The 26,160-nt window shown below is 38.6% G+C and carries 25 protein-coding genes and 2 riboswitches; of the genes, 20 read left to right on the plus strand and 5 right to left on the minus strand.

The genetic code is table 11. The features are described from left to right. The first annotated feature begins 174 nt into the window (after positions 1-174). Positions 175-1,131, plus strand: coding sequence for an AEC family transporter (locus tag AC4NPH_RS01660; RefSeq protein ID WP_029322155.1), 957 nt, complete (start codon positions 175-177; stop codon positions 1,129-1,131). A 70-nt stretch (positions 1,132-1,201) separates the two neighbouring features. Here AC4NPH_RS01660 and AC4NPH_RS01665 read toward each other — a convergent pair whose 3' ends face one another. Then, positions 1,202-2,071, minus strand: a complete 870-nt coding sequence (locus tag AC4NPH_RS01665; RefSeq protein WP_013057338.1) for a LysR family transcriptional regulator — start codon at positions 2,069-2,071, stop codon at positions 1,202-1,204. Between the two features lie 113 nt (positions 2,072-2,184). Between AC4NPH_RS01665 and AC4NPH_RS01670 the strand changes: the two genes are divergently transcribed. The 4 genes from AC4NPH_RS01670 to AC4NPH_RS01685 are packed head-to-tail and all read left to right on the plus strand — an operon-like array spanning position 2,185 to position 4,923. Continuing rightward, complete coding sequence (locus AC4NPH_RS01670) at positions 2,185-2,766, plus strand: non-oxidative hydroxyarylic acid decarboxylases subunit B (RefSeq protein WP_013057337.1); 582 nt, start codon at positions 2,185-2,187, stop codon at positions 2,764-2,766. Between the two features lie 2 nt (positions 2,767-2,768). Beyond that, complete coding sequence (locus AC4NPH_RS01675) at positions 2,769-4,190, plus strand: non-oxidative hydroxyarylic acid decarboxylases subunit C (protein WP_013057336.1); 1,422 nt, start codon at positions 2,769-2,771, stop codon at positions 4,188-4,190. Between the two features lie 16 nt (positions 4,191-4,206). Further along, entirely contained in the window at positions 4,207-4,431 is a 225-nt protein-coding gene (locus AC4NPH_RS01680; RefSeq protein WP_029322150.1) for a non-oxidative hydroxyarylic acid decarboxylases subunit D, read from the plus strand. 21 nt (positions 4,432-4,452) lie between these two features. Beyond that, positions 4,453-4,923 carry a pyridoxamine 5'-phosphate oxidase family protein gene (locus tag AC4NPH_RS01685; protein ID WP_053487326.1) on the plus strand — a complete coding sequence of 157 codons (471 nt, stop codon included), beginning with the start codon at positions 4,453-4,455 and terminating at the stop codon, positions 4,921-4,923. Between the two features lie 17 nt (positions 4,924-4,940). Here the strand turns inward: AC4NPH_RS01685 and AC4NPH_RS01690 are convergent, their stop codons facing one another. Beyond that, the gene (locus tag AC4NPH_RS01690) at positions 4,941-7,019 is read right to left on the minus strand and encodes a helix-turn-helix domain-containing protein (RefSeq protein ID WP_098314981.1); all 2,079 of its coding nucleotides are present in this window, start codon (positions 7,017-7,019) and stop codon (positions 4,941-4,943) included. 169 nt (positions 7,020-7,188) lie between these two features. Here AC4NPH_RS01690 and AC4NPH_RS01695 point away from each other — a divergent pair, with 169 nt between their 5' ends. The 5 genes from AC4NPH_RS01695 (at position 7,189) to AC4NPH_RS01715 (ending at position 12,801) form a co-directional block, all read left to right on the plus strand. Next, on the plus strand, positions 7,189-8,412 hold the full coding sequence (locus AC4NPH_RS01695) for an MFS transporter (protein ID WP_098314980.1): 1,224 nt from the start codon (positions 7,189-7,191) through the stop codon (positions 8,410-8,412). A gap of 23 nt (positions 8,413-8,435) precedes the next feature. After that, entirely contained in the window at positions 8,436-9,887 is a 1,452-nt protein-coding gene (locus tag AC4NPH_RS01700; RefSeq protein ID WP_098314979.1) for a M20 family metallopeptidase, read from the plus strand. A gap of 48 nt (positions 9,888-9,935) precedes the next feature. Next, a complete protein-coding gene (locus AC4NPH_RS01705) occupies positions 9,936-10,067 on the plus strand; it encodes a hypothetical protein (RefSeq protein WP_255286077.1) in 132 nt (43 codons plus the stop codon). A gap of 61 nt (positions 10,068-10,128) precedes the next feature. Next, complete coding sequence (locus tag AC4NPH_RS01710; protein ID WP_013057330.1) at positions 10,129-11,832, plus strand: NAD-dependent malic enzyme; 1,704 nt, start codon at positions 10,129-10,131, stop codon at positions 11,830-11,832. 12 nt (positions 11,833-11,844) lie between these two features. After that, a complete protein-coding gene (locus tag AC4NPH_RS01715) occupies positions 11,845-12,801 on the plus strand; it encodes an AEC family transporter (RefSeq protein ID WP_013057329.1) in 957 nt (318 codons plus the stop codon). A 48-nt stretch (positions 12,802-12,849) separates the two neighbouring features. On the opposite strand, the gene AC4NPH_RS01720 is transcribed toward AC4NPH_RS01715, so the two are convergent. Next, the gene (locus AC4NPH_RS01720; protein WP_013057328.1) at positions 12,850-14,028 is read right to left on the minus strand and encodes an NAD(P)/FAD-dependent oxidoreductase; all 1,179 of its coding nucleotides are present in this window, start codon (positions 14,026-14,028) and stop codon (positions 12,850-12,852) included. A 33-nt stretch (positions 14,029-14,061) separates the two neighbouring features. Continuing rightward, positions 14,062-14,514, minus strand: a complete 453-nt coding sequence (locus AC4NPH_RS01725) for a DUF1641 domain-containing protein (RefSeq protein ID WP_013057327.1) — start codon at positions 14,512-14,514, stop codon at positions 14,062-14,064. A 430-nt stretch (positions 14,515-14,944) separates the two neighbouring features. On the opposite strand from AC4NPH_RS01725, the gene AC4NPH_RS01730 reads away from it, so the two are divergent. From AC4NPH_RS01730 to AC4NPH_RS01750, 5 genes are all read left to right on the plus strand, one after another. After that, a complete protein-coding gene (locus AC4NPH_RS01730) occupies positions 14,945-15,361 on the plus strand; it encodes a hypothetical protein (protein ID WP_013057326.1) in 417 nt (138 codons plus the stop codon). Continuing rightward, a complete protein-coding gene (locus AC4NPH_RS01735) occupies positions 15,358-16,641 on the plus strand; it encodes an ammonium transporter (protein ID WP_025751686.1) in 1,284 nt (427 codons plus the stop codon). Before AC4NPH_RS01730 ends, AC4NPH_RS01735 begins: the two co-directional genes overlap by 4 nt. Positions 16,642-16,775: 134 nt before the next feature. After that, positions 16,776-16,973: an IDEAL domain-containing protein gene (locus tag AC4NPH_RS01740; protein WP_013057324.1), complete on the plus strand. Its 198-nt coding sequence runs from the start codon at positions 16,776-16,778 to the stop codon at positions 16,971-16,973. A 186-nt stretch (positions 16,974-17,159) separates the two neighbouring features. Continuing rightward, positions 17,160-18,317 (plus strand): hypothetical protein, encoded by a 1,158-nt coding sequence (locus AC4NPH_RS01745; protein ID WP_053487320.1) that lies wholly within the window; start codon positions 17,160-17,162, stop codon positions 18,315-18,317. A gap of 14 nt (positions 18,318-18,331) precedes the next feature. Beyond that, positions 18,332-18,718: a UCP033725 family protein gene (locus tag AC4NPH_RS01750; RefSeq protein WP_491938543.1), complete on the plus strand. Its 387-nt coding sequence runs from the start codon at positions 18,332-18,334 to the stop codon at positions 18,716-18,718. 29 nt (positions 18,719-18,747) lie between these two features. On the opposite strand, the gene brnQ is transcribed toward AC4NPH_RS01750, so the two are convergent. After that, positions 18,748-20,103: a branched-chain amino acid transport system II carrier protein gene (gene brnQ / locus AC4NPH_RS01755; protein ID WP_013057321.1), complete on the minus strand. Its 1,356-nt coding sequence runs from the start codon at positions 20,101-20,103 to the stop codon at positions 18,748-18,750. Between the two features lie 386 nt (positions 20,104-20,489). Between brnQ and AC4NPH_RS01760 the strand changes: the two genes are divergently transcribed. The 5 genes from AC4NPH_RS01760 (at position 20,490) to cobJ (ending at position 26,153) form a co-directional block, all read left to right on the plus strand. Then, positions 20,490-21,761 (plus strand): cation:dicarboxylate symporter family transporter, encoded by a 1,272-nt coding sequence (locus AC4NPH_RS01760; protein WP_029322137.1) that lies wholly within the window; start codon positions 20,490-20,492, stop codon positions 21,759-21,761. Positions 21,762-21,868: 107 nt separating this feature from the next. Beyond that, the gene (locus AC4NPH_RS01765) at positions 21,869-22,906 is read left to right on the plus strand and encodes a M42 family metallopeptidase (RefSeq protein ID WP_029322135.1); all 1,038 of its coding nucleotides are present in this window, start codon (positions 21,869-21,871) and stop codon (positions 22,904-22,906) included. Positions 22,907-23,253: 347 nt separating this feature from the next. Then, positions 23,254-23,412, plus strand: a complete 159-nt coding sequence (locus tag AC4NPH_RS01770) for a hypothetical protein (protein ID WP_013057318.1) — start codon at positions 23,254-23,256, stop codon at positions 23,410-23,412. A gap of 146 nt (positions 23,413-23,558) precedes the next feature. Then, positions 23,559-23,737: riboswitch (cobalamin riboswitch) on the plus strand. 118 nt (positions 23,738-23,855) lie between these two features. After that, a riboswitch (cobalamin riboswitch) is annotated at positions 23,856-24,035 on the plus strand. A gap of 101 nt (positions 24,036-24,136) precedes the next feature. After that, entirely contained in the window at positions 24,137-24,517 is a 381-nt protein-coding gene (locus AC4NPH_RS01775) for a (2Fe-2S) ferredoxin domain-containing protein (RefSeq protein WP_013057317.1), read from the plus strand. Positions 24,518-24,530: 13 nt separating this feature from the next. Further along, on the plus strand, positions 24,531-26,153 hold the full coding sequence (cobJ, locus tag AC4NPH_RS01780) for a precorrin-3B C(17)-methyltransferase (RefSeq protein WP_057273287.1): 1,623 nt from the start codon (positions 24,531-24,533) through the stop codon (positions 26,151-26,153). Positions 26,154-26,160: the final 7 nt, after the last annotated feature.

Here is a 26,160-nt window from a genome sequence, read left to right on the forward strand (position 1 = left end):
TGCGTTTTCATGAACCATTATACGTTACTTCATATTTGTAGAGATGTTTAGCAAAAGGGGAGATGAATGGCCTGACGTAAACAATATCCATAGACAAGCCTTAGAAGATAATTATCTTTCTAAGAAAGCAAATTTATATGATTGATTCTAATCTAAACAATGGAGTGTTCAAAAATGGAAATTAGTCAAATCTTTATTATTTTAACCCCAATCTTTTTTGTTATTTTGCTAGGTTATTTAGCAGGGTATTTTAAAAAGTTTGATGCAACAACATCCAAAGGGTTAAATACGCTTGTAACAAAATTTGCGTTACCTGCACATCTATTCGTTGGTATTACAACAACATCAAAACAAACGCTTATTGAAAAATGGCCGTTTTTACTAGCATTAGTTCTTGGTATTATTGGATTTTATGTTCTTTTCTTACTTGTTGCAAAATATGTATTTAAATACTCTTTAACAGGCGCGTCTATGTTTTCTTTAAACTCTACGCAGCCAACGTTTGCGTTTATGGGTATTCCAGTATTAGGTAGCTTGTTTGGCGCGGATGTAGTAGCAATTCCAATCGCAATTACTGGTATCGTAGTAAATGCGATGCTTGATCCTTTAGCAACTATTATTGGTACGGTTGGACAGCGTGAAAGAAGTGAAGGCGATTCAGAAGAAAGCTTATTTAAAGTAACGATTAAATCAATCTTACACGGTCTCTCTGAGCCGTTAGCCTGTGTTCCGTTAATCGCAGTAATATTAGTATTATGCGGCTTCCAAGCTCCAGATTTACTATCAAGCAGCTTAGATCAAATCGGTTCAATTACATCTGGTGCGGCTCTATTCGCAGTTGGGGTAACAATTGGTATCCGTAAAATTCAATTTAGCCCAGCGGCATTTGGTATTGCGATTTTAAAAGTGGCTATTCAGCCGCTTGTAATGTTAGGAATTGCAACAGCAATGGGTCTATCATCAGCTGACATCGTAAAATTAGTATTATTAGTAGCGTTCCCAGGTTCAGCTGTAGCAGCGATGATTTCAGTTCGCTTTGACAGCCTAGCTGGTGAAACAGCTTCAGCATTCGTACTTAGTGCCATTATGTCACTTGTTACATTACCGCTGTTAATTTCTTGGTTAATGTAGTCACATATATCAATATAAAATAAAAAAAGGCTTTGCTATTTTAGCAAAGTCTTTTTTTGTGCATTTATATTTAAAAAAGCTTTAAAAATTCTTGGGCGATTTTGGGAAGATAACTGTCGGTACGCCACGTAACTAAAGGCTCAATTACAAATGGATTATCTTCTATGTTTAAAATTTTAATATGTTCTAGTGAAAAAGAAGATAGCATCGAATAAGGAACAATGGCAGCACCAAGGCCACGACATACTAAATTAAGAAGCATCGCTGAATCATGGCATTCGCATAAAATGTTAGGTGTTATACCCATCTTTTCAAATTCCTTCACAATGCGATTATATATGCTTATTTCCCGGTTTGAGCGAAGAAGAATAAGAGGGAGAGAAGCAATTTCAGCGACTGAAATCTTTTCTTTTGCATAACCACTTTCTTTGGGAACGGCTACAACAAAAACATCTGGTGCAAGTGTTTTTGTTTTGACATGTTTATAAGGTAAGTCAGTAGTAGTGACTGCTACATCAATTTTTCCTTCCGTTAATAATTCGTTTAAGTGAGCTGGCTCGTTTTCATAGATATTAAATGTGCTGTTTGGATACTGTTTTTGAATAAGAGTTAGCTTATCGAGAACCGTTGATGCACAGTAGATTGTACATCCGATTTCAAGTTTTTCATTTGTTACGTTTTTACATTCCTGTACTTCCAATACTGATTTTTCGACCCTTTGCACAATTTCTTTCGCTCGTTTTAAAAAAAGCGCTCCTTCTACCGTTAACAATAAGCGCTTGTTATTATTTCGTTCAAAAAGCAAAAGGCCCAGCTCATTTTCGAGCTGTTTTAGCTGCCTGCTTAAAGGAGGCTGAGCCATATGCAGGCGCTTTGCTGCTTTGGTCACATTTAATTCTTCAGCTATGACAATAAAATAATGCAGCTGTCTTAATTCCACTGTATTCAACTCCATACTTTAAAGGTATTATTATATATTTTATCAATATTTTAATTGTATGGAAAATGAGTGTAAAGTTAAATGTGTAACCAAAGCAGAGAGGAGGAAGAGAAATGAAAATAGCTGTAGGAATCACAGGAGCCACGGGAGCTATTTTAGGTATTCGAATTTTAGAGCTTTTGAAGAAGGCTTCTGTTGAAACGCATTTAGTCATGTCGCCTTGGGCTCATGCCACAATTAAGCTGGAAACACCCTATAGCGTTCAGCAAGTAGAAGCGCTAGCAGATTATTGTTATTCATATCAAGACCAAGCAGCAAAAATTTCGAGCGGTTCTTTTCGCATAGATGGAATGATTGTTAGTCCTTGCAGCATGAAAACATTAGCATCTATTCGAATGGGACTAGCAGATAACTTAATAGCGAGAACAGCAGATGTGATGCTAAAAGAAAGAAAGCCACTGGTGCTACTTCCTCGAGAAACGCCTTTGAATACGATTCATTTAGAAAACATGCTGGATCTTTCAAAAATGGGAGCTATCCTCGTGCCTCCTATGCCGGCATTTTATAACAAGCCTGAGACGATTGAGGATATTGTCACCCATATTGCTGTTCGAACTTTAGATCAATTAGGAATTGAGCTTCCTGAGGCAAAAAGATGGAATGGAATTAAACATTTATCACAAGGAGGAAAATAAACATGGCTTATAAAGACTTTAGAGATTTCCTTAATACGCTACATAAAGAAGGGCAGCTACTGACGGTTACAGATGAAGTGCAGCCTGATCCAGATTTAGGTTCAGCAGGTCAAGCCATCAGTAATTTAGGAGACCAAACGCCGGGATTATTATTTACCAATATTTATGGGTACAACAATGCAAAGGTAGCTCTAAACGTAATGGGTTCCTGGTCAAATCACGCGTTAATGATGGGACTGCCTAAATCAACTCCTGTAAAAGAACAGTTCTTTGAGTTTGCTCGGAGATATGAAAAATTTCCTGTCAAAGTGAAAAGGGAAGAAACAGCGCCATTTCATGAGTGTGAAATTAAAGATGATATCAACTTATTCGACCTTTTGCCATTGTTTCGCTTAAATCAAGGAGACGGCGGCTATTATCTAGATAAAGCGTGCGTCATTTCTCGTGATCAGCATGATAAGGAGAATTTCGGCAAACAAAACGTGGGTATATATCGTATGCAGGTCAAAGGGAAAGATCGTCTAGGCATTCAGCCCGTGCCACAGCATGATATTGCCATTCACTTGAAACAAGCCGAAGAAAAAGGTGAAAACCTCCCTGTATCAATTGCTTTAGGATGTGAACCTGCGATTGTCACAGCAGCCGCTACGCCGCTTCATTACGATCAATCAGAATATGAAATGGCAGGAGCTATTCAAGGTGAGCCGTACAGAATTGTGAAGTCTCAGCTTTCTGATTTAGATGTACCGTGGGGAGCAGAAGTGATTTTAGAGGGAGAGATCTTAGCTGGTGAACGCGAGTATGAAGGTCCTTTTGGTGAATTTACAGGTCATTACTCCGGTGGCAGAAGCATGCCTGTTATCAAAATCAATCGCGTATACCATCGTAAAGATCCTATTTTTGAAAGTTTATATATCGGTATGCCTTGGACAGAAACAGATTATTTAATTGGAATCAATACAAGCGTTCCTTTATATCAGCAGCTAAAAGAAGCATATCCTGAAGAGATTGAAGCTGTGAACGCGATGTATACTCATGGTCTCGTTGCTATCGTTTCAACAAAAAGCCGATACGGAGGATTTGCTAAGGCTGTTGGTATGAGGGCATTGACTACGCCCCATGGATTAGGATATTGCAAGCTAGTTATTTTAGTAGATGAAGACGTGGATCCGTTTAATTTACCGCAAGTCATGTGGGCGCTATCAACAAAAATGCACCCAAAACATGATGTTATAACAGTGCCTAATCTTTCAGTTCTGCCACTTGATCCAGGATCTGAGCCGGCTGGTATTACAGATAAAATGATTTTGGATGCTACAACACCAGTTGCACCGGAAACAAGAGGCCACTATTCTCAGCCTTTAGATACACCACTTGAAACTGAAAAATGGGAAAAAATCTTAACGAATATGATGCAAAAATAAACAAGGAGGAATCGACATGCATACTTGTCCAAGATGTGAAACCAAACAAGCAAACGTAGTATCTAAATCACCAGTTGAAGGAGCCTGGGAAATTTACTTATGCGACGTGTGTTTGTTTACCTGGCGTTCTTCTGAACCTGAGACCATCACCAATCCTGAAAAATACCCTGGACCATTTAAAGTCAATCCAAAAGACGTACCGCTGGCAACGCACGTGCCTCCTGTGCCACCCCGATCTTAATAAGCAAAGGCGGTAAGTAAAATGAATAAAGCAGAGCTGCCAAAAGCCGTGCGCGTATTTTTAAATGGAAAAGACTTAGAAAGAAAACAGCGTGATGCGATGTTGCTATCTACAGTGACATCCGAGGGTTTTCCTCATGTAGCAATGATTAGCGCAGGAGAGCTGATAGCTATTAGCTCTTCACGCGTCAAGCTGTTAGTATGGAAAAATACAACATCTTCAAAAAACATGATACAGAATCATAAGGCAACCGTTACATTAGTTGTTGAAGGAAAAGCTTATTACATTAAATTTTTGCTAAAAAAAGAAGCTCCTGTGTTATCAGGCTATGAGTTATTTACGGGAGAAGTAGCCGCTGTTAAAGAAGATTACGCAAAATATGCAGTTTTAACATCAGGAATTCAATTTCAGCTTCATAATTCCAAAGAGGTACTGAGCCGCTGGAAGCAATCAATTGAGGCTGTTCTTTCTACTGAAAAAACCGATTCTTAAAAATAAGAATCGGTTTTTTAGCTGTAGTGAAATTTTTTCAAATAGCATGCTAGCTGAACTTTTAATAGGTGTTCACTGTTTGTAAATGATATGTTCATTTTTTCTTCAATTTTTTTCAACCGCTGATAGAGTGTATTAACATGAATATGAAGCTGCTTAGCTGTAAGTGAAGCAGAGCGGTTATTATCGAAATACGCTTCTAGCGTTTGCTCTAAAGGTTCGTCGTTTAAATGATTGTTCTTAAGAGGGAGAAATACTTCATCAATAAAGGTTTTTACTTCTTCTTTTGATTGATTAATAAATAGCCGGTTAATTCCTATTTCCTCATACAATATGCATCCATCTTGCTGCTGAGACAGAAGGTAAGAGATAGCTTTTTCAGCTTCACTATAACTTTTTCCTATTTGAGTAAAATGAGAATACCGACTTCCAATACCTATTTTTATATGACATTCATTGTAGTAACGCCATTTTGAGAGTAAATCTTCTAATTGTTTGATAATAGCACGGTGTTCTTCATGAGGATCAAGCGTAAATACAATGGTTACTTTGGTGTCGAATCCGAATACGACCGGTGCTTTTGAGCTGAAAACCGATTTGATGTCAGATACAAGGCGATGAAGGTGTAAGTTTAAGAGCTGCAGGTCCGCTTGTGAACGAATGGTAATGAGAGCGACTAGAATATGCTTTTTTGTATCAATGTTTAGCTCAGCTGCTTTTTGATACAGCAAAGTGGTGTCATAACACGATAAGTATTCACTAAATAATTCATGTGTTCGCTTGTAAAATAAATCAACTAACGTTTGTTTTTTCAGCATTTCTAATGCAATAACAGAGCTGCTTTGTTCGAGTGCCACTTGATCTAGGGAGGAAAGATCTCCTTGATTTGCCTGCATAATAAGTAACCCTAAGAGCGTGTCAATGCCGTGTATGGGGTGAATATACACACTGTGTGCCTCATTGTTTGCCTCAATAGTATAAAAACAAGGCTTTGTATGTGAAAGAAAATGTGTGTGAAATTCAGCTGTTTTTGTGTCTATATCAAAGAATTTCAAGAAGCCATAGGTCTTATTATCAACAAAATCTACAATGGTGACAGGAGATGTAACCATTCGGCGCAATTCGGTAAGTATTGGTTCAATTCCTTTACTTTGAAGTGAAACATTCATGAAGGTGCGATGAATTTGATCGCGACGTATTAAAAGTTCATTTTGTTTTTTTACATCTTCAAAAAGCGCTGAGTTTAAGAGAGCAATCGATACTTGATCGGAAAAGCTTTCTAACAATTCTTTATCCTCTTCATTTAAAAGAGGGGTTGTACCATTTTGATAAATAATGAGTACGCATACCGTCTGTTCTTCCATACAAATGGGGACAGAAATAATAGATTGAATGTTTGTAAACGTATAGGACTGATTAAGATAATGAATATTATCGTCAGTCATAGTAGAAGAATCGCGTAATATATCTTTTAAGTTCGTATACATATAGCTTTTATTATGCTGAAATGTCTTTCCGATAATTCCTTCGCCAACTTTCATTTTCATGTTTTGAATTTCATTGTTTGGCCCCCCGGACCAGGCGCGAGGCAAAAGAAATTGCGTGGAAGAATCAAACATCCACAGCACGCCCATATCCGTAACAGAAATAACTGAAAGAGCATTTTCAAGAATTCTTGTTAATAGATAATCTGAGTCTTGTAAAAGTGAGATTTCCTTAATGCTTTTCATAAGCACGTTTAAAATATGCTCATGCCGCTCTAGCTTTTTTTGCAGCATATAAGGAGAAAAGGTAGCTGATAGCTGTTTTATTTGTGGGGGTGTCCAGTCATGCTTAGCAAATATGCGAACAACAAACGCATAGCGGTTTGGAAAGGATAAGTAAATTTCCTCGAACTCTTCATATGCCGTATGCTTTTGAAAGGAATCACTGCCGTTATGTAGGCTAGTGGGAGGAGTGTAAGTCAGGGATGAGCATGAAGAACTGGAAAAAATCACGTTGAAATTTGCAGAATCAATACTTGCCCAAATCTGATAAGAACTGTTTTTAATAATAGATGTAAGATAACCTTTCATATTAGCTAATAAATCACTCACGTCAACAACCCCTTATAGACTACTTAATGTAAAAAAATACATAGTTATAGTTCTTATTATATAGAAATACACATTGAAAAAATAGTCAGAATTTTTTAATATTTATATAACGAATTAATTTGTTACAAAACATTACATTAAATGGAATAAAAAGGGGATGAGCGCATTTATGCTAGCAAGGTCAAACTGGAAATATGTCATTTTATTTTTATTATTTTTAGGCTGGTCGCTTGGAAACTTAGATCGTTTTATTATTAATTACGCTATTTTAGATATTTCAAAAGATTTACATCTTAATGCCTCTTCTACAGGCATCATTTTAAGCAGTTTCTTTGCAGGCTATGCACTGATGCAAATACCTGGGGGGTGGCTAGCAGACCGCTTTGGATTTAAAAAAGTCATTACAATTGCCGTGCTTTTATGGTCTTTGTTTACGGTGTTTACGGGAATGGCCTGGTCTTTTGCTTCTATTATTATCATTCGCTTTTTATTTGGTTTAGGGGAAGGGAGTTATTTTCCATCTGCATCAAAAGGAATCGCAGGGTGGTTTCCTCAGCAAGAACGCAGTAGAGCCATGTCCTTTTTGTTATCGTCAGGTACGATTATGGGCGTGGTTACACCGATTCTAGCGACGCAGTTGATGCAAACGATAAGCTGGAGAAGTATCTTTTATATCATAGGAGCCATCGGGCTCGTTATTACAGTTCTGTTTGTATTTTTATTAAAAGAAAAGCAGCAGGGAGAAAAAACAGAGACTTCTGCTATTCCAGCTAAGCAGATGACATTAAAAGAAATTGTCAAAACTCCGATGATTTGGAATTTATTTATTGCATACTTCAGTATCTACGCCATTAACTGGGGACTCATGTCGTGGATGCCTACATATCTAGCCGAAGTAAGACATCTGAATTTAACGGACATCGGTTTTCTTTCCGCTATCCCAGCATTTGTAGGTATTATCGGGATGTTTGTTAGCGGCTTTGTTTTAGACAAGCTTCCGGATGGAAAAGACAAGACGATAGCGGCGGTGTTTGGTTTACTGATGGGCGTTTTTCTTTGCTTAATGGCCATTTCACCTAGCGTAGGCATGTTTATCGTTTTTCAAAGTGCAGTCACCTTACTGTTTTCGTTTAATGTGATTTTAATCGCTTCAGCTCCTTTAAAAATGTTGCCTGAATCAGTGGTCGGTTCAGCAAATGGTTTTATTAATACAGGAGCTCAAGCAGCCGGCGTATTAACACCGATGCTCATTGGCTTTTTAGTACAATCGTTTGGGGGGGCGTATAATGCAGCATTTGCTTTATTAATTATCTGCGCTCTTGTCTGTGCTATTTCGTTGTTTTGGATTCGACCTGCAAAAGTGGTAGTGGAAACACAAAATGCTGTTAAATAATGAAGAAAAAAGGAGAGGGTTTCATGGATATTATTAAAGAAGTCGAACAACTTATTGAACAAAAGCGAAACGAGCTAACTCAAATCAGTGATCAAATATGGGAATATGCAGAAACGAGGTTTGAAGAGTATAAGTCGGCACAGCTGATTTGCGACATGTTAGAAAAAGAAGAGTTTACGCTTCGTACACATATTGCCAACCTTGAAACAGGTTTTATTGGAAGCTACGGGCACGGTTATCCGATCATCGCTATTCTGGGTGAGTACGATGCGCTTACCGGACTGAGTCAAAGAGATAAATGTGCAGTAGCAGATCCAGTCAAAAAAAACGGAAATGGCCATGGGTGTGGACATAACCTACTTGGTGTAGGCTCACTAGCAGCTGCACTTGCTGTCAAAGAATATTTAAAAGAAAAAAATGTTCCGGGGACCGTTCGATACTATGGATGTCCAGCCGAAGAAAGTGGTTACGGAAAGACGTATATGGTACGAGAAGGATTTTTTCAAGATGTAGACGTCGCGTTTTCATGGCATCCGGCTACCGTTAATGGTGTTATGCATACGTCATCGAATGCGGTTATGCAAGCAACTTTTAAATTTAAAGGAAGAAGCAGTCATGCAGCTGCTAGTCCTCATCTTGGCAGAAGCGCTTTAGACGCTGTAGAGTTGATGAATATTGGTGTGAATTATATGCGTGAACATATGATAGATGAAGCGCGCGTACACTATGCCATTACAAATAGCGGAGGCATCTCTCCTAATGTTGTTCAAGCAGAAGCGGAAGTGATGTACTTAATTCGTGCTCCGAAGCCATCTCAAGTAAAAGAACTTTATGAACGGGTTGTGAAAATTGCAAAGGGAGCGGCTTTAATGACTGAAACACAAATGGAACAGCAAATTCAAGGAGCCTGCGCTAACCTAATTCCAAATCAAACAATGGAGCAGCTGATGCATAAGCAAATGATGCAGATAAATTTGGCTGAAGTGAAACAAGAAGAAATAGCTTTTGCCAAAGCTATTTACGAGTCTACATCCGCTGAAGATAAAGAAGCAGCAAAAAAACAAGTGGGTTCACTGCTAGACAGAGCTTTAGCGGATCATCCAGTCTTCAACCAAATTGCTCCTATGTCTAAAAATGTTTCCTTCATGACAGGATCAACTGATGTCGCAGACGTTAGCTGGAATGTTCCAACTGCACAGTGCGTGACCGCAACGTGGGCTTATGCTACTCCGTTTCATACATGGCAAGCTGTTGCTCAAGGGAAAACGGAGTATGCCCATGATGCAATGTTATTGGCTGGAAAAGCCATCGCGGCTACGGCAATTGAAATGATAGAAAATCAAGAGCTGATTAGTCAAGCGAAACAAGAGCTGGAGGATAGGCTAGAAGGGGAAAGCTATGAATGTCTTGTGCCTTCGCATATACAGCCACCTAATTACTCAGAAAGTGAGGAGGAAGACTACAGCGTGGTATAAAAAACGAGGCGGGGAAAAACGTATTTTCGTGTAAGGAAGATCCGAACGATGAATCGTTCGGATTTTTTTATTGTTAGGTTGAACGCAGGTTTCATTTATCCCGTTTGTTCGTCTTTAGATTGGATCGATGCAGTTATGGCTCAATCTCTTTTTTTGTTTTCATTAAAAATAAATGGTTAAAAATATATCTCTTTGCTGAACCTAACCCTATCTAATTGTTTAGGAAAAGAGGTAAAAAAACATGAGAGCATATAAAGTAGAAAAAGATGGGTCAATTTCAACTTCACTAAAAGGAAAATCAGTTTTATCCACTTCTTATTTAAATAAAGGTTCTGCTTTTACTGAAGAAGAAAGAGAAAACCTTCATCTGCAGGGACTTCTTCCTCCAATGGTTTTAACATTAGAAGAACAGGTGAAGAGAGCATATGAGCAGTTCAAGAAAGCACCGAATGATCTTCAAAAAAATAATTCGTTGAATGATCTACATAACCGAAACGTCGTCTTATTTTATCGTTTATTAACCGATCATTTAAGTGAAATGCTTCCTATTATTTACACGCCTACTGTAGGTCAATCCATTCAAGAATACAGCCATGAATACCACCGTCCTGACGGACTATATTTATCTGTAAATGAAGCGGATCGATTAAGTGATGCGATTGAAAACTTAGGACTCGACAGCGAAGATATTGATTTGCTTGTTGTAACGGATTCAGAAAGTATTCTCGGCATCGGGGATTGGGGTGTAGGAGGGATAAATATTGCAGTTGGAAAGTTAGCGGTCTACACAGCTGCAGCAGGAATTGACCCAAGCCGCGTACTGCCTGTTGTTCTCGACATGGGGACCAATAACAAAAAGCTTCTTGAAGATCCTTTGTATTTAGGAAATCGTCATGAACGAGTAAAAGGAGAAGACTATAATCGTTTTATTGCTCAATTTGTAAAAGAAATAACGACCAAGTTTCCTAAAGCGCTTCTTCATTGGGAGGATCTTGGGAATATTAACGCGCGTCACATTATGAAAGAATACGGCGATAAAATTTTAACGTTTAATGATGATATTCAAGGAACGGGAGTAATTACTCTTGCAGCTGTTTTAACAGCGGTGCGTATTACAGGAACGCCTTTAAAAGATCAGAGGGTTGTTGTATTTGGACCGGGATCTGCTGGGATTGGGAATGCTGATCGTATTCATAGTGCGATGATGCTTGAAGGGCTGTCTGAAGAAGAAGCATATGATCGTTTTTGGGCATATGATTACAGAGGTCTGTTAACCGAAGATATGGAAGATTTAGCTCCTTTTCAACAGCCGTATGTTCGCCAAAATGAAGAGATTAAAGAATGGGAAAAAGACGATGAAAATAAAATTTCACTGTTGGAGCTTGTCAAGCAAGTGAAGCCAACGATTTTAATTGGAACGTCAGGCGTTACGGATGCTTTTACCGAAGAAGTTATTAAAGAAATGGCAAAGCATGTAGAGCGCCCGGTGATTATGCCGCTTTCAAACCCAACTAAACTTGCTGAAGCTGTTCCGGAAAATATTATAAAATGGACGGAAGGAAAAGCCCTTATTGCAACGGGAAGTCCATTTGAACCCGTTGAATATAACGGGCACACTTATGAAATCGGACAGGCTAATAATGCATTTGTGTTTCCGGGTCTTGGTTTAGGTGCAATTGTGGTTCGCGCTCAAAAGTTTACTGAATCTATGTTTGCAGAAGCAGCCAATGCAGTAGCGCGTATAGCAGAAACAGACACAAAAGGAGATACGCTTCTTCCCAACATTAAAGATCTTCAAAAAGTATCAAAGGCGGTTGCTGTAGCAGTTGCCGATGCTGCTGTAAAAGATAACGTAGCAACTGTTGCCGAGCAAAATGTAAATGAACTTGTAGAAGCAGCGGTATGGCAGCCTGTTTATAAACCGGTTAAGGCAAAAAATGAATGAGGTGAATGATAAATGAGCATAGGTCAAATTTTTCTCATTCTCGCGCCTATCTTTTTTGTCATTTTGCTTGGTTATTTAGCAGGGCACTTTAAAAAATTTGATAAGCAAACGTCTAAGGGGCTCAACACATTAGTAACGAAGTTTGCGCTTCCTGCACACCTATTTGTAGGTGTAACGACAACGCCAAGAAAAACACTCATAGACGAATGGCCGTTTTTAGTAGCGCTGATTTTAGGAATCGTCGGGTTTTATCTCATTATATTGCTCGTCGTGAAGTATGCAGGGAAGCATACGTTAACTGCCTCTTCTATGTTTGCCCTAAACTCAGCTCAGCCAACGTTTGCTTTTATGGGCATCCCAGTACTCGGAGGATTGTTCGGTGCAGGCGCAGTAGCGATTCCAATTGCCATAACAGGAATCGTGGTGAATGCGATTTTAGATCCGCTGGCAACGATTTTAGGAACCGTGGGACAACGGGGGCGAAAAGAAGGGGAAGAGAAAACAAGTTTATTTAAAGTAACGGTTCATTCCATTTTGCATGGTTTATCTGAGCCTTTGGCATGTGTACCGTTAATTGGGGTGATTTTAACGCTTTGCGGCTTTCAGTCACCTAAACTTTTACAGGATATGCTTGATCAAATCGGAAGTATCACATCGGGAGCGGCTTTGTTTGCGGTAGGAGTAACGATTGGAATTGGAAAAATTAACTTCAGTAAAGGCGCGCTTGGGATCGCTGTCTTAAAAGTGGCGGTTCAACCCATCGTTATGCTCGGAATTGCAGTATGGATAGGGCTGTCTTCAGATGAAGTGACAAAAGCTATTTTACTGGTAGCTTTTCCTGGGTCTGCTGTAGCTGCGATGATTGCTTTGCGGTTTGAAAGTTTGGAAAACGAAACCGCATCTGCTTTTGTCATTAGTGCTATTTTATCGTTGATTACGCTGCCGCTTCTTATTTCTTGGCTTATGTAAATAAAAAAACGAAAGAGGAGAATTCCTCTTTCGTTTTAAGACGGAGGATTAATAAGCTAATGCAAATAATCCTTTGATATGAGATAAGTAACGAACGTTACTTGCTTCTTTCATAAGTGATGCTGGTAAACCTTTTAATTGCGTTTTGTTTCCGCCGATTGTACCAATTGCATCTTTGCGTCCAAGACTTCCTAGTGTACCAGAGAAGACAGGAACGAATGATTCCATTGCTCCGCCGCGAATAGCTACTGCTAAGTTCACGCCTACAACTTCACCCATTTGCCAAGCTAATTGAGCAGTAGGTGGGTAAGGGCGACCTTCTGGACCCATTACAACCGCTGAGTCACCAGCAAGGAATACATCTTTATGAGATGTAGATTGTAAGAATTCATTTACAAGTGCACGACCACGGTTTACTTCGATACCTGAGTTAGCAACTACAGAGTTACCTTGAACTCCGCCAGTCCATACCATTGTTTTTGTTTCAATTTTGCTGCCGTCTTTAAGTTCAACAGTTGTAGCATCCATTTTTGTTACAGGTGTACCAGTAACAAATGTAACGCCACGTTTTGTTAAGCTTGATTGAGCGCGCTCTACTAATTCAGCAGGGAAGCCTGGAAGAACTGTAGGAGCTGCTTCTACACAGTATAGAGAAATTTCTTTTGGATCAACACCGTGTTTTAGACATAGGCTTGGCATTAAGTCAGCGTATTCACCAACAAGTTCGATACCTGTTAATCCGCCACCGCCAACTACGATTGTACCGTCAGCTTTATTTTTTGTTTTGCTGTATTCAGCGATACAAGCTTCTACGTGTGCACGTAAACGGTTTGCATCATTTACTGATTTAAGAACGAAGCTGTGCTCTTCTAAACCAGGGATACCGAAGTAAGCAGTTTCACTACCTAACGCTGTAACAAGGTAGTCGTAGCTTAATTTCGTACCATCTTCAAGAGATACTTCACGTTGATCTGGTGAGATTTCTTTTACCGTTGCAATTTTTAAATCAACGTTGTAGTTTTTAAGTAATTTATCAAGTGGTAAAGCTACCGCTTGTTCAGAAACGCCGCCTACAGCTAGACGGTGTAATTCTGTAATGATTTGGTGAGTAGCAAAACGGTTCACTACTGTAATTTTTGCTTCATCCGCACTTAGGTGTTGGCGAGCTGTCATTGCAGTTAATAAACCACCGTAACCGCCGCCTAAAATTAAAATATGTTTTGACATAGTCGATCCTCCGTCCACACTTTTTAATGAAAATTATTTTTGTTTTTCGTTTGTAATGTCTAAATACGCTTGTGCAAAGCGGAATAGTTTTTGAGCTTGTGGATCTTTAAGCATGCGTAATAAACCGAATAAACCGATTGAATTAGAAGCATTTGCTTCTGCACGATCGTTTGCTTCGATTGCAGTAGCTGCAAGACCTTTTACTGTTCCTTCTACTGGCTCGATAAATTCTTTTACTCCACCAAGTAGATCTTCTTTTAATACGTCGTCAGTTAATAATGATTGCGCAACGTCGTAAGTTTTTGTAAGCACCGTTACCATTTCAGATAATTTTGGTAAATTATCTACAAGAACAGTAAGAGCTTCTTGTACTTCAGGCTTTAACAATTGATCTAACACATCCGCTTGACCTTTGTTAACTGCCGCTTCTGTTTGTACAGCAGCATTTTCCTCTGCAGCTGATTTTTGAATAGTTGATTGAGACATGAAAAGTCCTCCTTTGCTGGATACTGTTGCATATGTAGTTCCTAGTTATCTGCTAGACTTTCAAACTACATTGTGAAGTTGTGAAATCTTGCACATAATTCTATTTTAATTTTAATACGAGATAAAATCAACTCATTTTGTTGAAAAAATAAGTGAAGAACCTCGTAACCCTTTGTTTAATAAAAGTTTATAAAAAATAAAGCGAATAAATTGCCTAGGTAAATAAAATTAAAATAGGGAACTAACATGATTCCTCTTCCTACGATAAAACAAATAACGTCATATTTCAACACATAGGAACTTAATATTCTATAAGTATTAAAAAGATAGGGCGCATTTACTATTTAAAGAGTTTTCAAAAAATTACATTGACTTACTATAGTGTTCTACATATAATCATAATATAACATCTTATGTAAGGAGATATAACATGGTTATAGTGGATGAACTTTATCATAATGTGGTCATTACATTGCCTCAATTAAAATTAATTGAATTTATAATGAAGTTAAAAGAAGCTAAAGCACAAGAAATAGAAGATATAAAAACGAAAATTAGTAAATACGAAGAGAAGAAACGTGCTGAAGAAGCTTGGTATCAATCACTATCACCGTTTCGTAAATTTTTTACCGGGCGTCCTTTAAGTCAGCATCAAGCGGTCGAGTATATGGTATACGTAAAGGAACGCTTTAAAAAAATTGATCACCTTAAAGCACAAATGCGAGAACTTCATGAAGTTCTTGAATTAATAAAAGCGGAAAATGAAGAAACAAGTGAAATTACGCTTTCGCCTGCTATTGTACAAGAAATAAAACGATTAAAAAGCAGTGGAGGCGTTGGGATATGAGTGTTAATGAACTAAGTTTAGGGATAAATACAACGTGGGTCGTGTTAACAGCGGCGATGATTTTGTTAATGGAAGGCGGCTTTGCCTTGCTAGAGGCAGGTTTTGTCCGCTATAAAAATAGCGTGAATATTATTATGAAAGTATTCGCTGATATTACAATAGGAACGCTTTGTTTCTATTTAATTGGTTTTGGATTAATGTACGGTGATGATTTAGGTGGAGTTGTCGGTAAAAGCGGTTTTGCGCTCTCAGGTAATTTATCGCACCTTGACATTCCAATTGGGCTTGAAACGTTTTGGCTGTTTCAATGTGCGTTTGTTATTGCGGTCATTTCTATCGTTTCTGGAGCGGTGGCAGAACGAATTAATTTCCGCGCATATCTTTTATATGCGATTTTGATGACTACATTTATTTATCCTATAGCTGGCCACTGGATTTGGGGAGGCGGATGGATTAGTAAGTTAGGGATGCTTGATTTTGCCGGTTCGGCAGTTATCCATGCTCTTGGCGGTTTTTCAGCTTTAGCAGCTGCAATAATGATTGGACCGAGAAAAGGGAAGTTCACGAAAAATGGAATTAGTTCTGTTTCTCTTCCAAGCAATTTGCCGCTTGCATCAGTGGGTGCTTTTTTATTATGGTTTGGATGGTTCGGGTTTAATGCAGGAAGTACGCTAAGTGCCACTGACGTTAGAATTGGTCACATTGCTATTGTCACAATGTTATCAGCAGCAGCAGGCGGAGCAGCTACTTTATTTTATACTTTATTTCGCTACAACCGTTCAGATGCACCTTCTGTAATAAATGGATCGCTTGCTGGACTGGTTGGCATTACGGCCGGGTGCGCTTTTGTTAACACACCATCTGCTATTTTTATTGGAGCTGTATCTGGCTTATTAATGATGGCAGCTACAAACTGGCTCGAAGCACGTCAAATCGACGATCCTGTAGGAGCTTTTCCTGTACACGCTGCTTCGGGAATATGGGGCACGTTGGCTGTGGGCTTGTTTTCTACAGACGGCGGTGTGTTTACAGGAGGAGGCTGGACGTTACTTGGCGTTCAACTTCTTGGGTTAATCGCTCTATGCGCTTGGGGATTTGTTACGACGTGGATAGGGTTAAAGGTTATTTCCTTGGTGGTTCCGCTTCGATCTACGGAAGAAGAAGAAGAAGTGGGCTTAGATATCAGCTACCACGGTATCATGGCAGCTCATCAAGCTCCTGAATTTATTGAATATGAAAACTACTATGCGGAAGTAAAAGAAAAAGCCGCAGATTCGTAATAAAAGGCCGCGCTTTATAACAAAAGGGCGGCCTTTTTATGTGGAAAAAAATAGATGTAAAATACTTGGTTTAAATGATTGAAAAGTCAGAATATTTGTGTTATATTATAAAAAAGCCAAGGAGTTGATTTCTTATGAAAAAGAATTTACTTAATTCACCGCAAAAATCCAACGGAAAGGTGCTTGATGCATTATTCGCTGAGATGATTTTAGACAAGGCGATTGCAGAATTTCGTAAAGCACAGCTAAAAGAAGAAATCGACCGCACGCTATTGATGAAAAATAAAGAAGAGTTTTTAAAACTCTCATCAGAACTTAAACAAATTTCTTAATTACTTACTATACTTCACACACCATCTATTTTTAGGTGGTGTGTTTTATTTTTGAGACCTACTAAAAGGGATTAATTAGTAATAATTATGAATATATTCCTATTTAAAACTTTATTTACATTAATTGTATTGACTTCTTTTATGGATTTTTTTAACATAAACAAGAATTAAAGAGGAGGGGTTTGATTGGGACATCTATTATTAGTAGATAGCTTGATTGCAGGTATTGTTTGCATTGTGTTAGGAATTTTATTTAGAGCTCATAAAACAAGCAAATTTTTGTATGGCATAGGGATTGTGTTTGGTCTTATTTTTGTCATCGGGACGGTCACTCATTCTCCATCTAATACAGAAACTTCATCAGTTACAGCTGAGAAAGTAGAAGCAAATCAAAAAGACAGTAAAGACACGTCAGAACTTAAAGCTCTCGTTACTAACGGAATGACAGATAAGGAATTTCAAAAAGAAAAAGAGAAAGCCGCTTTTCAACAGTCAGACTTAATTGCGTTAGGTAACGGAGAAGTCGGATATGTAATCAAAGCTGAAGACGGTTACGTTGTAGCTGATACGAATGGCGAAACCATTTCAAGCGTTGAAACGTTTAAAACGGCTGATGAAGTAGAACAGTATGAATTAAATGAAGTTAAAAAAGTACATAAAGATGTAAGAGCAGTTGATGCTCATTATACGGCTTCAGATTTAGAAAGCTTAGAAGATTTTGATCAAAAAATTAATGAAGTGCTGAAGCGCGTTAATCTTACAAAAAAGGAGTTTAATGAACTAAAATTAAAGGATGTTAAAACATTAACTTCTCATGAAATAGAAGTAATGAAGGCTATACGTGACTCTGTTTCTCCCCTTACAAAAGATACGCTGCTGCAAAAAACGATCCCTGCTAAAGATATTGAAAAGTATGTAGATGGATCTTATACAGCAGTGGGAGGATATGTAGCTAAAGCTGAAGATGTTCATGATATTACTTCGTACAAAGATTTTGTTGAAAGCTTACGTTTAGATTACACCGATGGTTCAGGCAAAAGGCCGTTTCCTGAAGAAGGATCGACGTACGGTGTAATCAAATTTAAATCGCAAGCGATAAGCCACGTTGATATTCCCTACGGAACTGTGTTCGGAGGAAAAACAACAGACGGACCTCCATGTACGCTTAATGGGTTTACAGGATCTCGAAACGGGGAAACCGTTCCAGAGTTCAAATTTGATAACTATTATCCACCAGCAAACGGAGCGGAACTATACCAAGTGGTAAATGGGGAAGAAGTACTTTTAGCTACCTATGTGGCAGAAGAGAAACGATTTGTACCAGCGGTTGCTAACCCAATGTAAAGGACTGGTTTTTTGTGATTCGAAAAGGTTTGTATGCAGCATATAATGAACGAGATTATGAATGTTATGAAACGGAAAACGGGTGTGTAAAGCTAATTAGCTATGATGAAGGCGATGTAGCAAATGGATTCATTCCATACAATGACACGACTTTTACAAAAGAAGTTCCTCGTGATGCTGTTGAAGAAGTGTTTTTTGTAGCTCCGTATGCTACTTATCAAAATGAAACGTTTGGTGTGTCAGATGCTTCTAATCATCGAGTGCTTTTGACCACATCTGAAAAAGAAAAAGCTGATAAATATCATTTTCAACGTACGGATAAATATCTATACGAAAAACATGTGTTAAGAGAAGAAGTGAAGTTAATGGAGAAAAAACTCCTTATTCATAAGACGCCATAATAAAAAGAGGATGCACTCGCATCCTCTTTTTATTTAATCAATTTTCTTGAAGTGTTTCTGTTCGTATTATCATTTGTACGAAGGAAGGTAATGCCAAGACCGATTAATCCTCCTACAATAGCAGGAACTACCCAGCCGAGACCCACTCCATACATAGGTAGAATCGATGTAAACAGATCGTTTACTGCCGCAATTTTGAATCCAGCAGCATTTAAGCCATCAAATAAACTAACGATAAACGTGAACAGAAGGCTTACTTGGTAAACTTCAGAACGGCCTTTAAATAAAGGATGTAAGAATGTTAAAGCAATTAACACAATAGCTAACGGATAAATAGCTGTTAAGACCGGAACCGAAATAGCGATTAATTCCGTTAAACCAAAGTTCGCTACAACGGCGCTGAATGCTGATAAAATAACAGCAATTAATTTATAAGAAACCCTTGGAAATAGCTTATGGAAGAAAGATGAACAAGATGTTACAAGACCTACACTTGTCGTTAAACAAGCAACGGTAATCATTAGACCTAAAAGAATTCCACCGTAAGAGCCAAAGTAGTAATTTGATACTTCAGCCAAAACCGTACCTCCGTTATCAAGACGTCCAAGCTCTGATACGCTTGAAGCACCCATATAGGACAATGCACTATAAATAAGAGCTAAAATAACGGCAGCGATAGCCGTAGCTTTTGCACAAATTGTGATAATTTGTCGGTTAGTTTTTGCTCCTTTTTCTTTAATTGCATTAATAATAATAATTCCAAAAACGAATGATGCTAGTGTATCCATTGTTAAGTAGCCTTCTTGGAAGCCTTTAAAAAATGCGTGTGTTGTATAAGCTTCGCTTGGTGCTTCAAATTTTCCAATTGGGTTCACGACGGCTACAACTACCAATATTCCAATAAACGTTAATTTAATAGGTGTTAAAACTTTTCCTACTAAATCGACAATTTTCGCAGGGTTTAGCGAAAAAAAGCAGGTAATAGTAAAGAAAATTACCGTGAAAATGATAAGGGGAAGGTGCCCTGAATTTTCTGATAAAAAAGGCTTAACGCCGATTTCGAACGAAACGCTTCCCGTTCTCGGCATCGCAAAAAGTGGTCCGATTGCCAAGTATAAAATTGTAGTAAAGATAATACCGAAAGCTGGATGTACGCGACTAGCTAAAGACTGCAGATCCTCTTTTCCGGAAAAACCAAATGCGAGAACACCTAGAAGAGGTAGACCTACACCCGTTACTAAAAATCCAGCGTTTGCTGACCAAATATTGCTTCCAGCAGACTGACCTAACATTGCAGGGAAGATTAAATTACCTGCGCCGAAGAATAGGGCAAAAAGCATAAAGCCAATAACCACTATAAATGAAAAAGGAACTTTGTTTGACACATTAAAACCTCCAAAATTATAAATGCTTTTTATTATCGTGTTGAATAATTAAAATTTTCAGAATTTTATATTCGAATAATAAAAATAAACATGTATCGTATTATACTAACCTAAAATGCATATTTCAATATAAAATTTTATTTTTTTAATTTATTCGCTGAAATAGCAAAAATAGAAAAATACTTAGCAAAAAAATCTCAATATACAACAATTATTTGATATGATAAAACAGAACCGTGGCTTTTAAAAATTCGCATGTGCGGCCTTACATCCTTTTAGTAAAGAACTGTTTACACAAGGTGCTTTAAGGATGTATATTTATACACGGTTCGCGGAACCGCATATGCTCGATGGATGAAAGTCAACTGTGCGAAAGGAGCAAGAAAGTGAAAAGGTTAGGTCTAGCAACTCAGATTCTAATTGGACTGATTTTAGGCGTAGCTGTAGGTGCTATTTTTTATGGAAGCGATACAGCTATTTCTATTTTACAGCCGGTTGGAGACATATTTATTCATTTAATTAAGATGATTGTCGTACCGATCGTGATTTCAGCATTAATCGTAGCGGTCGCAGGAGTAGGCGATATCAAAAAATTAGGTAAGCTTGGCGGAAAAACAATTCTTTATTTTGAAGTTGTTACAACCATTGCTATTGTAGTGGGGATTATTGCCGCGAACTTATTCCACCCTGGTGCAGGGGTTGATATGGGACATATTGAAAAAAGCGATATTTCTCAATATGAGGCAACGGCAAAAACGTCTGAAAGTACAGGGATTGCTCAAGAGCTTCTTCATATTGTTCCGACAAACGTCTTTCAATCGGTAGCAGAAGGCGATCTTTTACCAATCATTTTATTTTCCGTACTGTTTGGTGTAGGCGTAGCTTCGATTGGAGAGAGAGGAAAACCTGTTTTAGCCTTTTTTGAAGGCGTCTTGGATGCAATGTTTTGGGTAACTAATTTGGTGATGAAATTTGCTCCAGTAGGTGTATTTGCACTTATTGGTGTTAATATTATAAAGTTTGGTGTCGGATCACTTATTCCATTAGGAAAATTAGTGTTCGCCGTTTACTTCACCATGATTTTCTTTGTGCTTGTGGTTCTTGGGATTATTGCTAAAATGGCTGGAACAAGCATGTTTACGCTGATAAAAGTGTTAAAAGACGAGCTGCTTCTTGCTTTTACAACGGCAAGTTCAGAAGCCGTTTTACCATCTCTTATCAAAAAGATGGAAGACTTCGGTTGTTCTAAATCGGTTACATCGTTTGTTATTCCAACGGGCTACACGTTTAACTTAGATGGTTCAACCATTTATCAGGCGCTGGCATCGCTGTTTATTGCTCAAATGTACGGCATCGACCTTTCCATTATGGATCAAATTCAGCTCCTTCTTGTGCTAATGTTAACCTCAAAAGGAATGGCTGGTGTACCAGGGGCATCGTTTGTAGTTGTACTTGCTACACTTGAATCTATGGGCTTCCCTCTTGAAGGCATGGCATTTATTGCAGGAATTGACCGCATTCTTGATATGATGCGTACCACAGTTAACGTAGTAGGAAATGCTTTAGCTGCTATTGTAATGTCCAAGTCTGAAGGCGAGTTTGATAAGCAAAAATCATTAAATTACACAAATGAATTAAAGAAATCAAACATAGCTTAAAACAAAAAAGCCGGGCAGCTGCCCGGCTTTTTTGTTTGGAGCTGCCTGTTATCTTTTTTGAAACATATGGTAAAATAAAAGAAATGAGAGACAAAGGAAGTGTCATAATGACGGAAACTGTTCAGTTAATTAAAAAGCTTGTTTCGATTCCCAGTCCTTCTGGAAATACAGAAAAGGTAATTTCATTTGTCGAAGACTATGTAAAAGAGCTAAATATTCAAACGTATCGCAATCGAAAAGGAGGCTTAGTCGCTACTATTCCCGGTAAAGATACAGATCACCACCGCATGCTGACGGCTCATGTCGATACATTAGGTGCTATGGTAAAAGAAATCAAACCGAGTGGACGTCTGAAAATCGACCTGATTGGAGGGTTTCGCTACAATTCTATTGAAGGAGAATATTGTGAAATTGAAACTTCATCAGGAGAAGTATTTACAGGAACCATCCTTATGCATCAAACATCTGTTCATGTGTATAAAGATGCAGGGAAAGCTGAGCGGAATCAAGAAAATATAGAAATTCGACTGGATGAAAAAGTACATAGCGCAGAAGATATTCGCAGCCTTGGAATTGAAGTCGGCGACTTTGTTTCGTTTGATCCTCGTGTAGAAATAACAAAAAGCGGTTTTATTAAATCTCGTCATCTCGATGATAAAGCAAGCGTAGCTTTATTGCTTCAGCTCATGAAAACAATTCAAGAAGAACAGATCGAACTGCCATACACTACGCACTTTCTCATTTCAAATAATGAAGAAATTGGATACGGAGGAAATTCCAACATTACGCCTCAAACAGTAGAATACTTAGCGGTTGATATGGGTGCTATGGGAGATGGACAATCTACTGATGAATACACCGTGTCTATTTGTGTAAAAGATTCAAGCGGCCCATATCATTACGGTTTGAGAAGGCATTTGGTGGAGCTAGCTAAGCAGCATGATATTCAGTACAAATTAGATATTTATCCGTTTTACGGATCAGATGCTTCTGCTGCTATTCGTGCCGGACACGATATCGTACACGGCTTAATTGGTCCAGGAATTGATTCTTCTCATGCGTTTGAGAGAACGCATCAAGATTCATTGAATCATACGTATAAGCTTCTTTATTACTATGTGCAGTCGAACATGGTTCTGCTTTAAGAAAGGAATATTTAATTAATGTATTTTTATGCAAAATAAAGAACAGGACGGGATCGTGATGTCTGTCCTTTCCTAAAAATGAAGCCGGCTGTCCGGCTTCTTTTTTTAATAAATACTATATATTTTTTTACTGGTGAAGCAACAGTGGGTTAAAAAAGCACCTTTTTTAAAGAGGTACAATACTGCTTAAACCTTTTGTACATTGTGTTCATTTACAGAAGTTAAAATGTTTTTAAATTTTTAAAAGTTTCTTGTGACAAGTTTTGTAGAATGGGTTTTCAAAAGGAAATGGTTTCGGCATAATGTGGATATAGCGATCACTACAATAATCGGAGGCGAATCTTTTCATGTGGGTACTGACGGTATATGCTGGAAAAGAAATGAAAATGTTTGAATTTGAAACTGAAAAACAGGCGAGAGAAGCTTTTGCTAAAACAAATGGCTGTAAAGTTCTTTCAGAAGTTGTGTATTATAATGATCCTCATTTAACATTAGTAGCTATATAATGAAAAAACAAGAGCTGATTTTATGCTCTTGTTTTTTTATAGATACTTGTATCTTCCGAAAAGAATAGAGTTGAAATAAAAAAAAATGTACGCTATGATATGGTAGTTACTTCTATTATTCTGATAGTTTAAAAGGTTCATATATATCAAACAGCAACAGTAAAGATGCCAAGAAGGCTTAATAGGGAAACTGGTGAAATGCCAGTACTGTCCCCGCAACTGTAAGTGTGGACGAACGAGTATAACCACTGTGAAAAAATCACGGGAAGGTTCTCAAGTAGAATGATACACAAGTCAGGAGACCTGTCTTTATTGTGAAGTTTCTATTTCTCCGGGGAGCGGGAAGGGAGACGTTGGCTTAAAGTGGCATTCGTGTACACTCTTACTCTGACGTTTTACCCGCTCGCATATTAGCGAAGCGGGTTTTTCTCGTAGCGTAAAACTACATATCGTGCAAAAAAGGTGCGCAATGTTCACATTGCGTTAAATGGGAAGTCTGGTGTGAAGCCAGCGCGGTACCCGCCACTGTGAAGACGAGCTGATTGCATATGCCACTGTATTCGGGAAGGCGCAATCAAGTGATGAATCGAAGTCAGGAAGCCAGCCTTTTTCTAATGCGAAGCTTACCCTACGGGATATAGGTGGAAGTGCAAAAACTTAGTTTGAATTTTCTGCGCCTCTATCATTGATAGAGGCGCTTCTTTTAGTAAAGGAGCGAATGAGTGTGACGACGTGGAACTTAAATGGAACAAAACATCACGTATTGATTTGTAATGGAAGCAGCTGTATGAGAAAAGGTGGAGAAGAAGCCACGCAAGCTATTCGAAATAAAGTGACGGAACTGGATTTGGATGAAACGGTTCATACAACGCGTACGCGCTGTAACGGACGATGCAAAGATGCTCCTGTAGCTATCGTCTATCCTTCAGGAGATTGGTACAAGCAGGTCACTGAAACCGTGGCTCACCGGATTGTCAAAGAGCATTTAGCAGGAGGCTGCAGTATAAAGGAATCGCTTATTTATGAATGTGATCAAAATGGTTTCGTTTCTCCGGAAAATAGTGACTCCATAGAAGGAATTGACAAAGTAAAAAGTAACGCATAAAGGAGGAGCTAGCATGAAAGGTAAACTGTTAGTTATTGGATTTGGGCCAGGAAGCTTTGAACATATTACACAGCGAGCAAGAGAAGCCATTCAAGAAAGTGATATGATCATCGGTTATAAAACCTATGTGGAACTAATTCAAGGACTGTTAACGAATCAGCAAATTATTAGTACGGGAATGACCGAAGAAGTAAGCCGTGCACAAGAAGCTGTAAAGCAAGCTGAAGCGGGCAAAACCGTAGCTGTCATTTCAAGCGGAGATGCAGGAGTATACGGAATGGCAGGCCTTGTGTATGAAGTGTTGATTGAAAAAGGCTGGAAAAAAGAAACGGGCGTAGAGATGGAAGTAATTCCTGGCATTTCGGCTATTAATTCATGCGCATCTCTCCTTGGAGCGCCCGTGATGCACGATGCTTGTACGATTAGTTTAAGTGACCACCTTACGCCTTGGGAGCTAATCGAAAAAAGAATTGAAGCAGCTGCACAAGCAGATTTCGTAGTGGCTTTTTACAACCCAAAAAGCGGAAGACGAACAAGACAAATTGTTGAAGCGCAAAGGATTCTATTAAAGTACCGTTCCCCTGATACGCCTGTTGGTCTTGTTAAAAGCGCTTATCGTGACCGTGAAGAAGTCGTAATGACCAACTTAAAAGACATGTTAAACCATGAAATAGGCATGCTGACTACCGTTGTTGTCGGAAATTCATCTACATTCTTTTACGACGATTTAATGATTACACCGCGAGGATATCAGCGGAAATATACCCTCAACCAAACGGAGCAGCCGCTAAGACCGCATCAGCGACTTCGAAAAGAAGCAGAACCATGGGCTCTCGATCAAGAAGAGACTGTAAAGCAAACAGCTTCAGCTATTGAAGCAGTTCAGAACACAAGAGAAGAAAAAGCAACTTCACGAGCTCTTGCAGAAGAAGCGCTTCAAGCAATTTTAGGTGAATCCACTTCTGCGGTCGTACACCAGCCAATCGAGTCTATCTTTGAAGTAGCAGTTAGTCCAGGACTTGCAAATAAGAAATTCACGCCTGTTCAAATGACAACACTAGCGGAAGTTGTTGGTGAAAAAGGTACGATGGAGTATACACCTGACCATCAAATTAAACTGCAAATTCCAACGGCCCAGCCGGATATAATCATTGAAAAGCTCCAAGCAGCTTCCTTTTTATTATCTCCGGTCGGAGACGTGTTCACAATCAAAGCGTGTGATTTTTGCGATGGAGAAAAAAGCGATGCTATTCCACATACGGAAGAATTACAAAAGCGCCTCGGGGGAATGGACATGCCAAAAGAGCTGAAGCTTGGTATCAATGGATGCGGTATGGCTTGTTACGGCGCTGTTCAAGAAGATATCGGCATTGTCTATAGAAAAGGTGCGTTTGATTTATTTTTAGGAGCTAAAACGGTTGGACGCAATGCGCATTCAGGTCAAATTGTGGCGGAAGGCATAGCACCCGATGAAATTGTTGAAATAGTGGAGAACATTATCCATGAATATAAAGAAAAAGGTCATCCTAATGAGCGATTTCATAAATTCTTTAAGCGTGTGAAGAACGTTTATGGATTCGACTATCAAGATATAACACCAAAAATAAAAGTAGAACCAGCTCCGTGTGGAGATTAAAAAATAG

It is taken from the genome of Priestia sp. MDV22-iso46 (genome assembly GCF_058629175.1).

Excerpts from the sequence above, each read along its gene's own strand:
- AC4NPH_RS01660 (WP_029322155.1), top strand. The coding sequence starts at position 175 with ATGGAAATTAGTCAAATCTTTATTATTTTAACCCCAATCTTTTTTGTT.
- AC4NPH_RS01670 (WP_013057337.1), top strand. The coding sequence starts at position 2,185 with ATGAAAATAGCTGTAGGAATCACAGGAGCCACGGGAGCTATTTTAGGT.
- AC4NPH_RS01675 (WP_013057336.1), top strand. The coding sequence starts at position 2,769 with ATGGCTTATAAAGACTTTAGAGATTTCCTTAATACGCTACATAAAGAA.
- AC4NPH_RS01680 (WP_029322150.1), top strand. The coding sequence starts at position 4,207 with ATGCATACTTGTCCAAGATGTGAAACCAAACAAGCAAACGTAGTATCT.
- AC4NPH_RS01685 (WP_053487326.1), top strand. The coding sequence starts at position 4,453 with ATGAATAAAGCAGAGCTGCCAAAAGCCGTGCGCGTATTTTTAAATGGA.
- AC4NPH_RS01695 (WP_098314980.1), top strand. The coding sequence starts at position 7,189 with ATGCTAGCAAGGTCAAACTGGAAATATGTCATTTTATTTTTATTATTT.
- AC4NPH_RS01700 (WP_098314979.1), top strand. The coding sequence starts at position 8,436 with ATGGATATTATTAAAGAAGTCGAACAACTTATTGAACAAAAGCGAAAC.
- AC4NPH_RS01705 (WP_255286077.1), top strand. The coding sequence starts at position 9,936 with ATGAATCGTTCGGATTTTTTTATTGTTAGGTTGAACGCAGGTTTCATT.
- AC4NPH_RS01710 (WP_013057330.1), top strand. The coding sequence starts at position 10,129 with ATGAGAGCATATAAAGTAGAAAAAGATGGGTCAATTTCAACTTCACTA.
- AC4NPH_RS01715 (WP_013057329.1), top strand. The coding sequence starts at position 11,845 with ATGAGCATAGGTCAAATTTTTCTCATTCTCGCGCCTATCTTTTTTGTC.
- AC4NPH_RS01720 (WP_013057328.1), bottom strand. The coding sequence starts at position 14,028 with ATGTCAAAACATATTTTAATTTTAGGCGGCGGTTACGGTGGTTTATTA.
- AC4NPH_RS01725 (WP_013057327.1), bottom strand. The coding sequence starts at position 14,514 with ATGTCTCAATCAACTATTCAAAAATCAGCTGCAGAGGAAAATGCTGCT.
- AC4NPH_RS01730 (WP_013057326.1), top strand. The coding sequence starts at position 14,945 with ATGGTTATAGTGGATGAACTTTATCATAATGTGGTCATTACATTGCCT.
- AC4NPH_RS01735 (WP_025751686.1), top strand. The coding sequence starts at position 15,358 with ATGAGTGTTAATGAACTAAGTTTAGGGATAAATACAACGTGGGTCGTG.
- AC4NPH_RS01740 (WP_013057324.1), top strand. The coding sequence starts at position 16,776 with ATGAAAAAGAATTTACTTAATTCACCGCAAAAATCCAACGGAAAGGTG.
- AC4NPH_RS01765 (WP_029322135.1), top strand. The coding sequence starts at position 21,869 with ATGACGGAAACTGTTCAGTTAATTAAAAAGCTTGTTTCGATTCCCAGT.
- AC4NPH_RS01770 (WP_013057318.1), top strand. The coding sequence starts at position 23,254 with ATGTGGGTACTGACGGTATATGCTGGAAAAGAAATGAAAATGTTTGAA.
- cobJ (WP_057273287.1), top strand. The coding sequence starts at position 24,531 with ATGAAAGGTAAACTGTTAGTTATTGGATTTGGGCCAGGAAGCTTTGAA.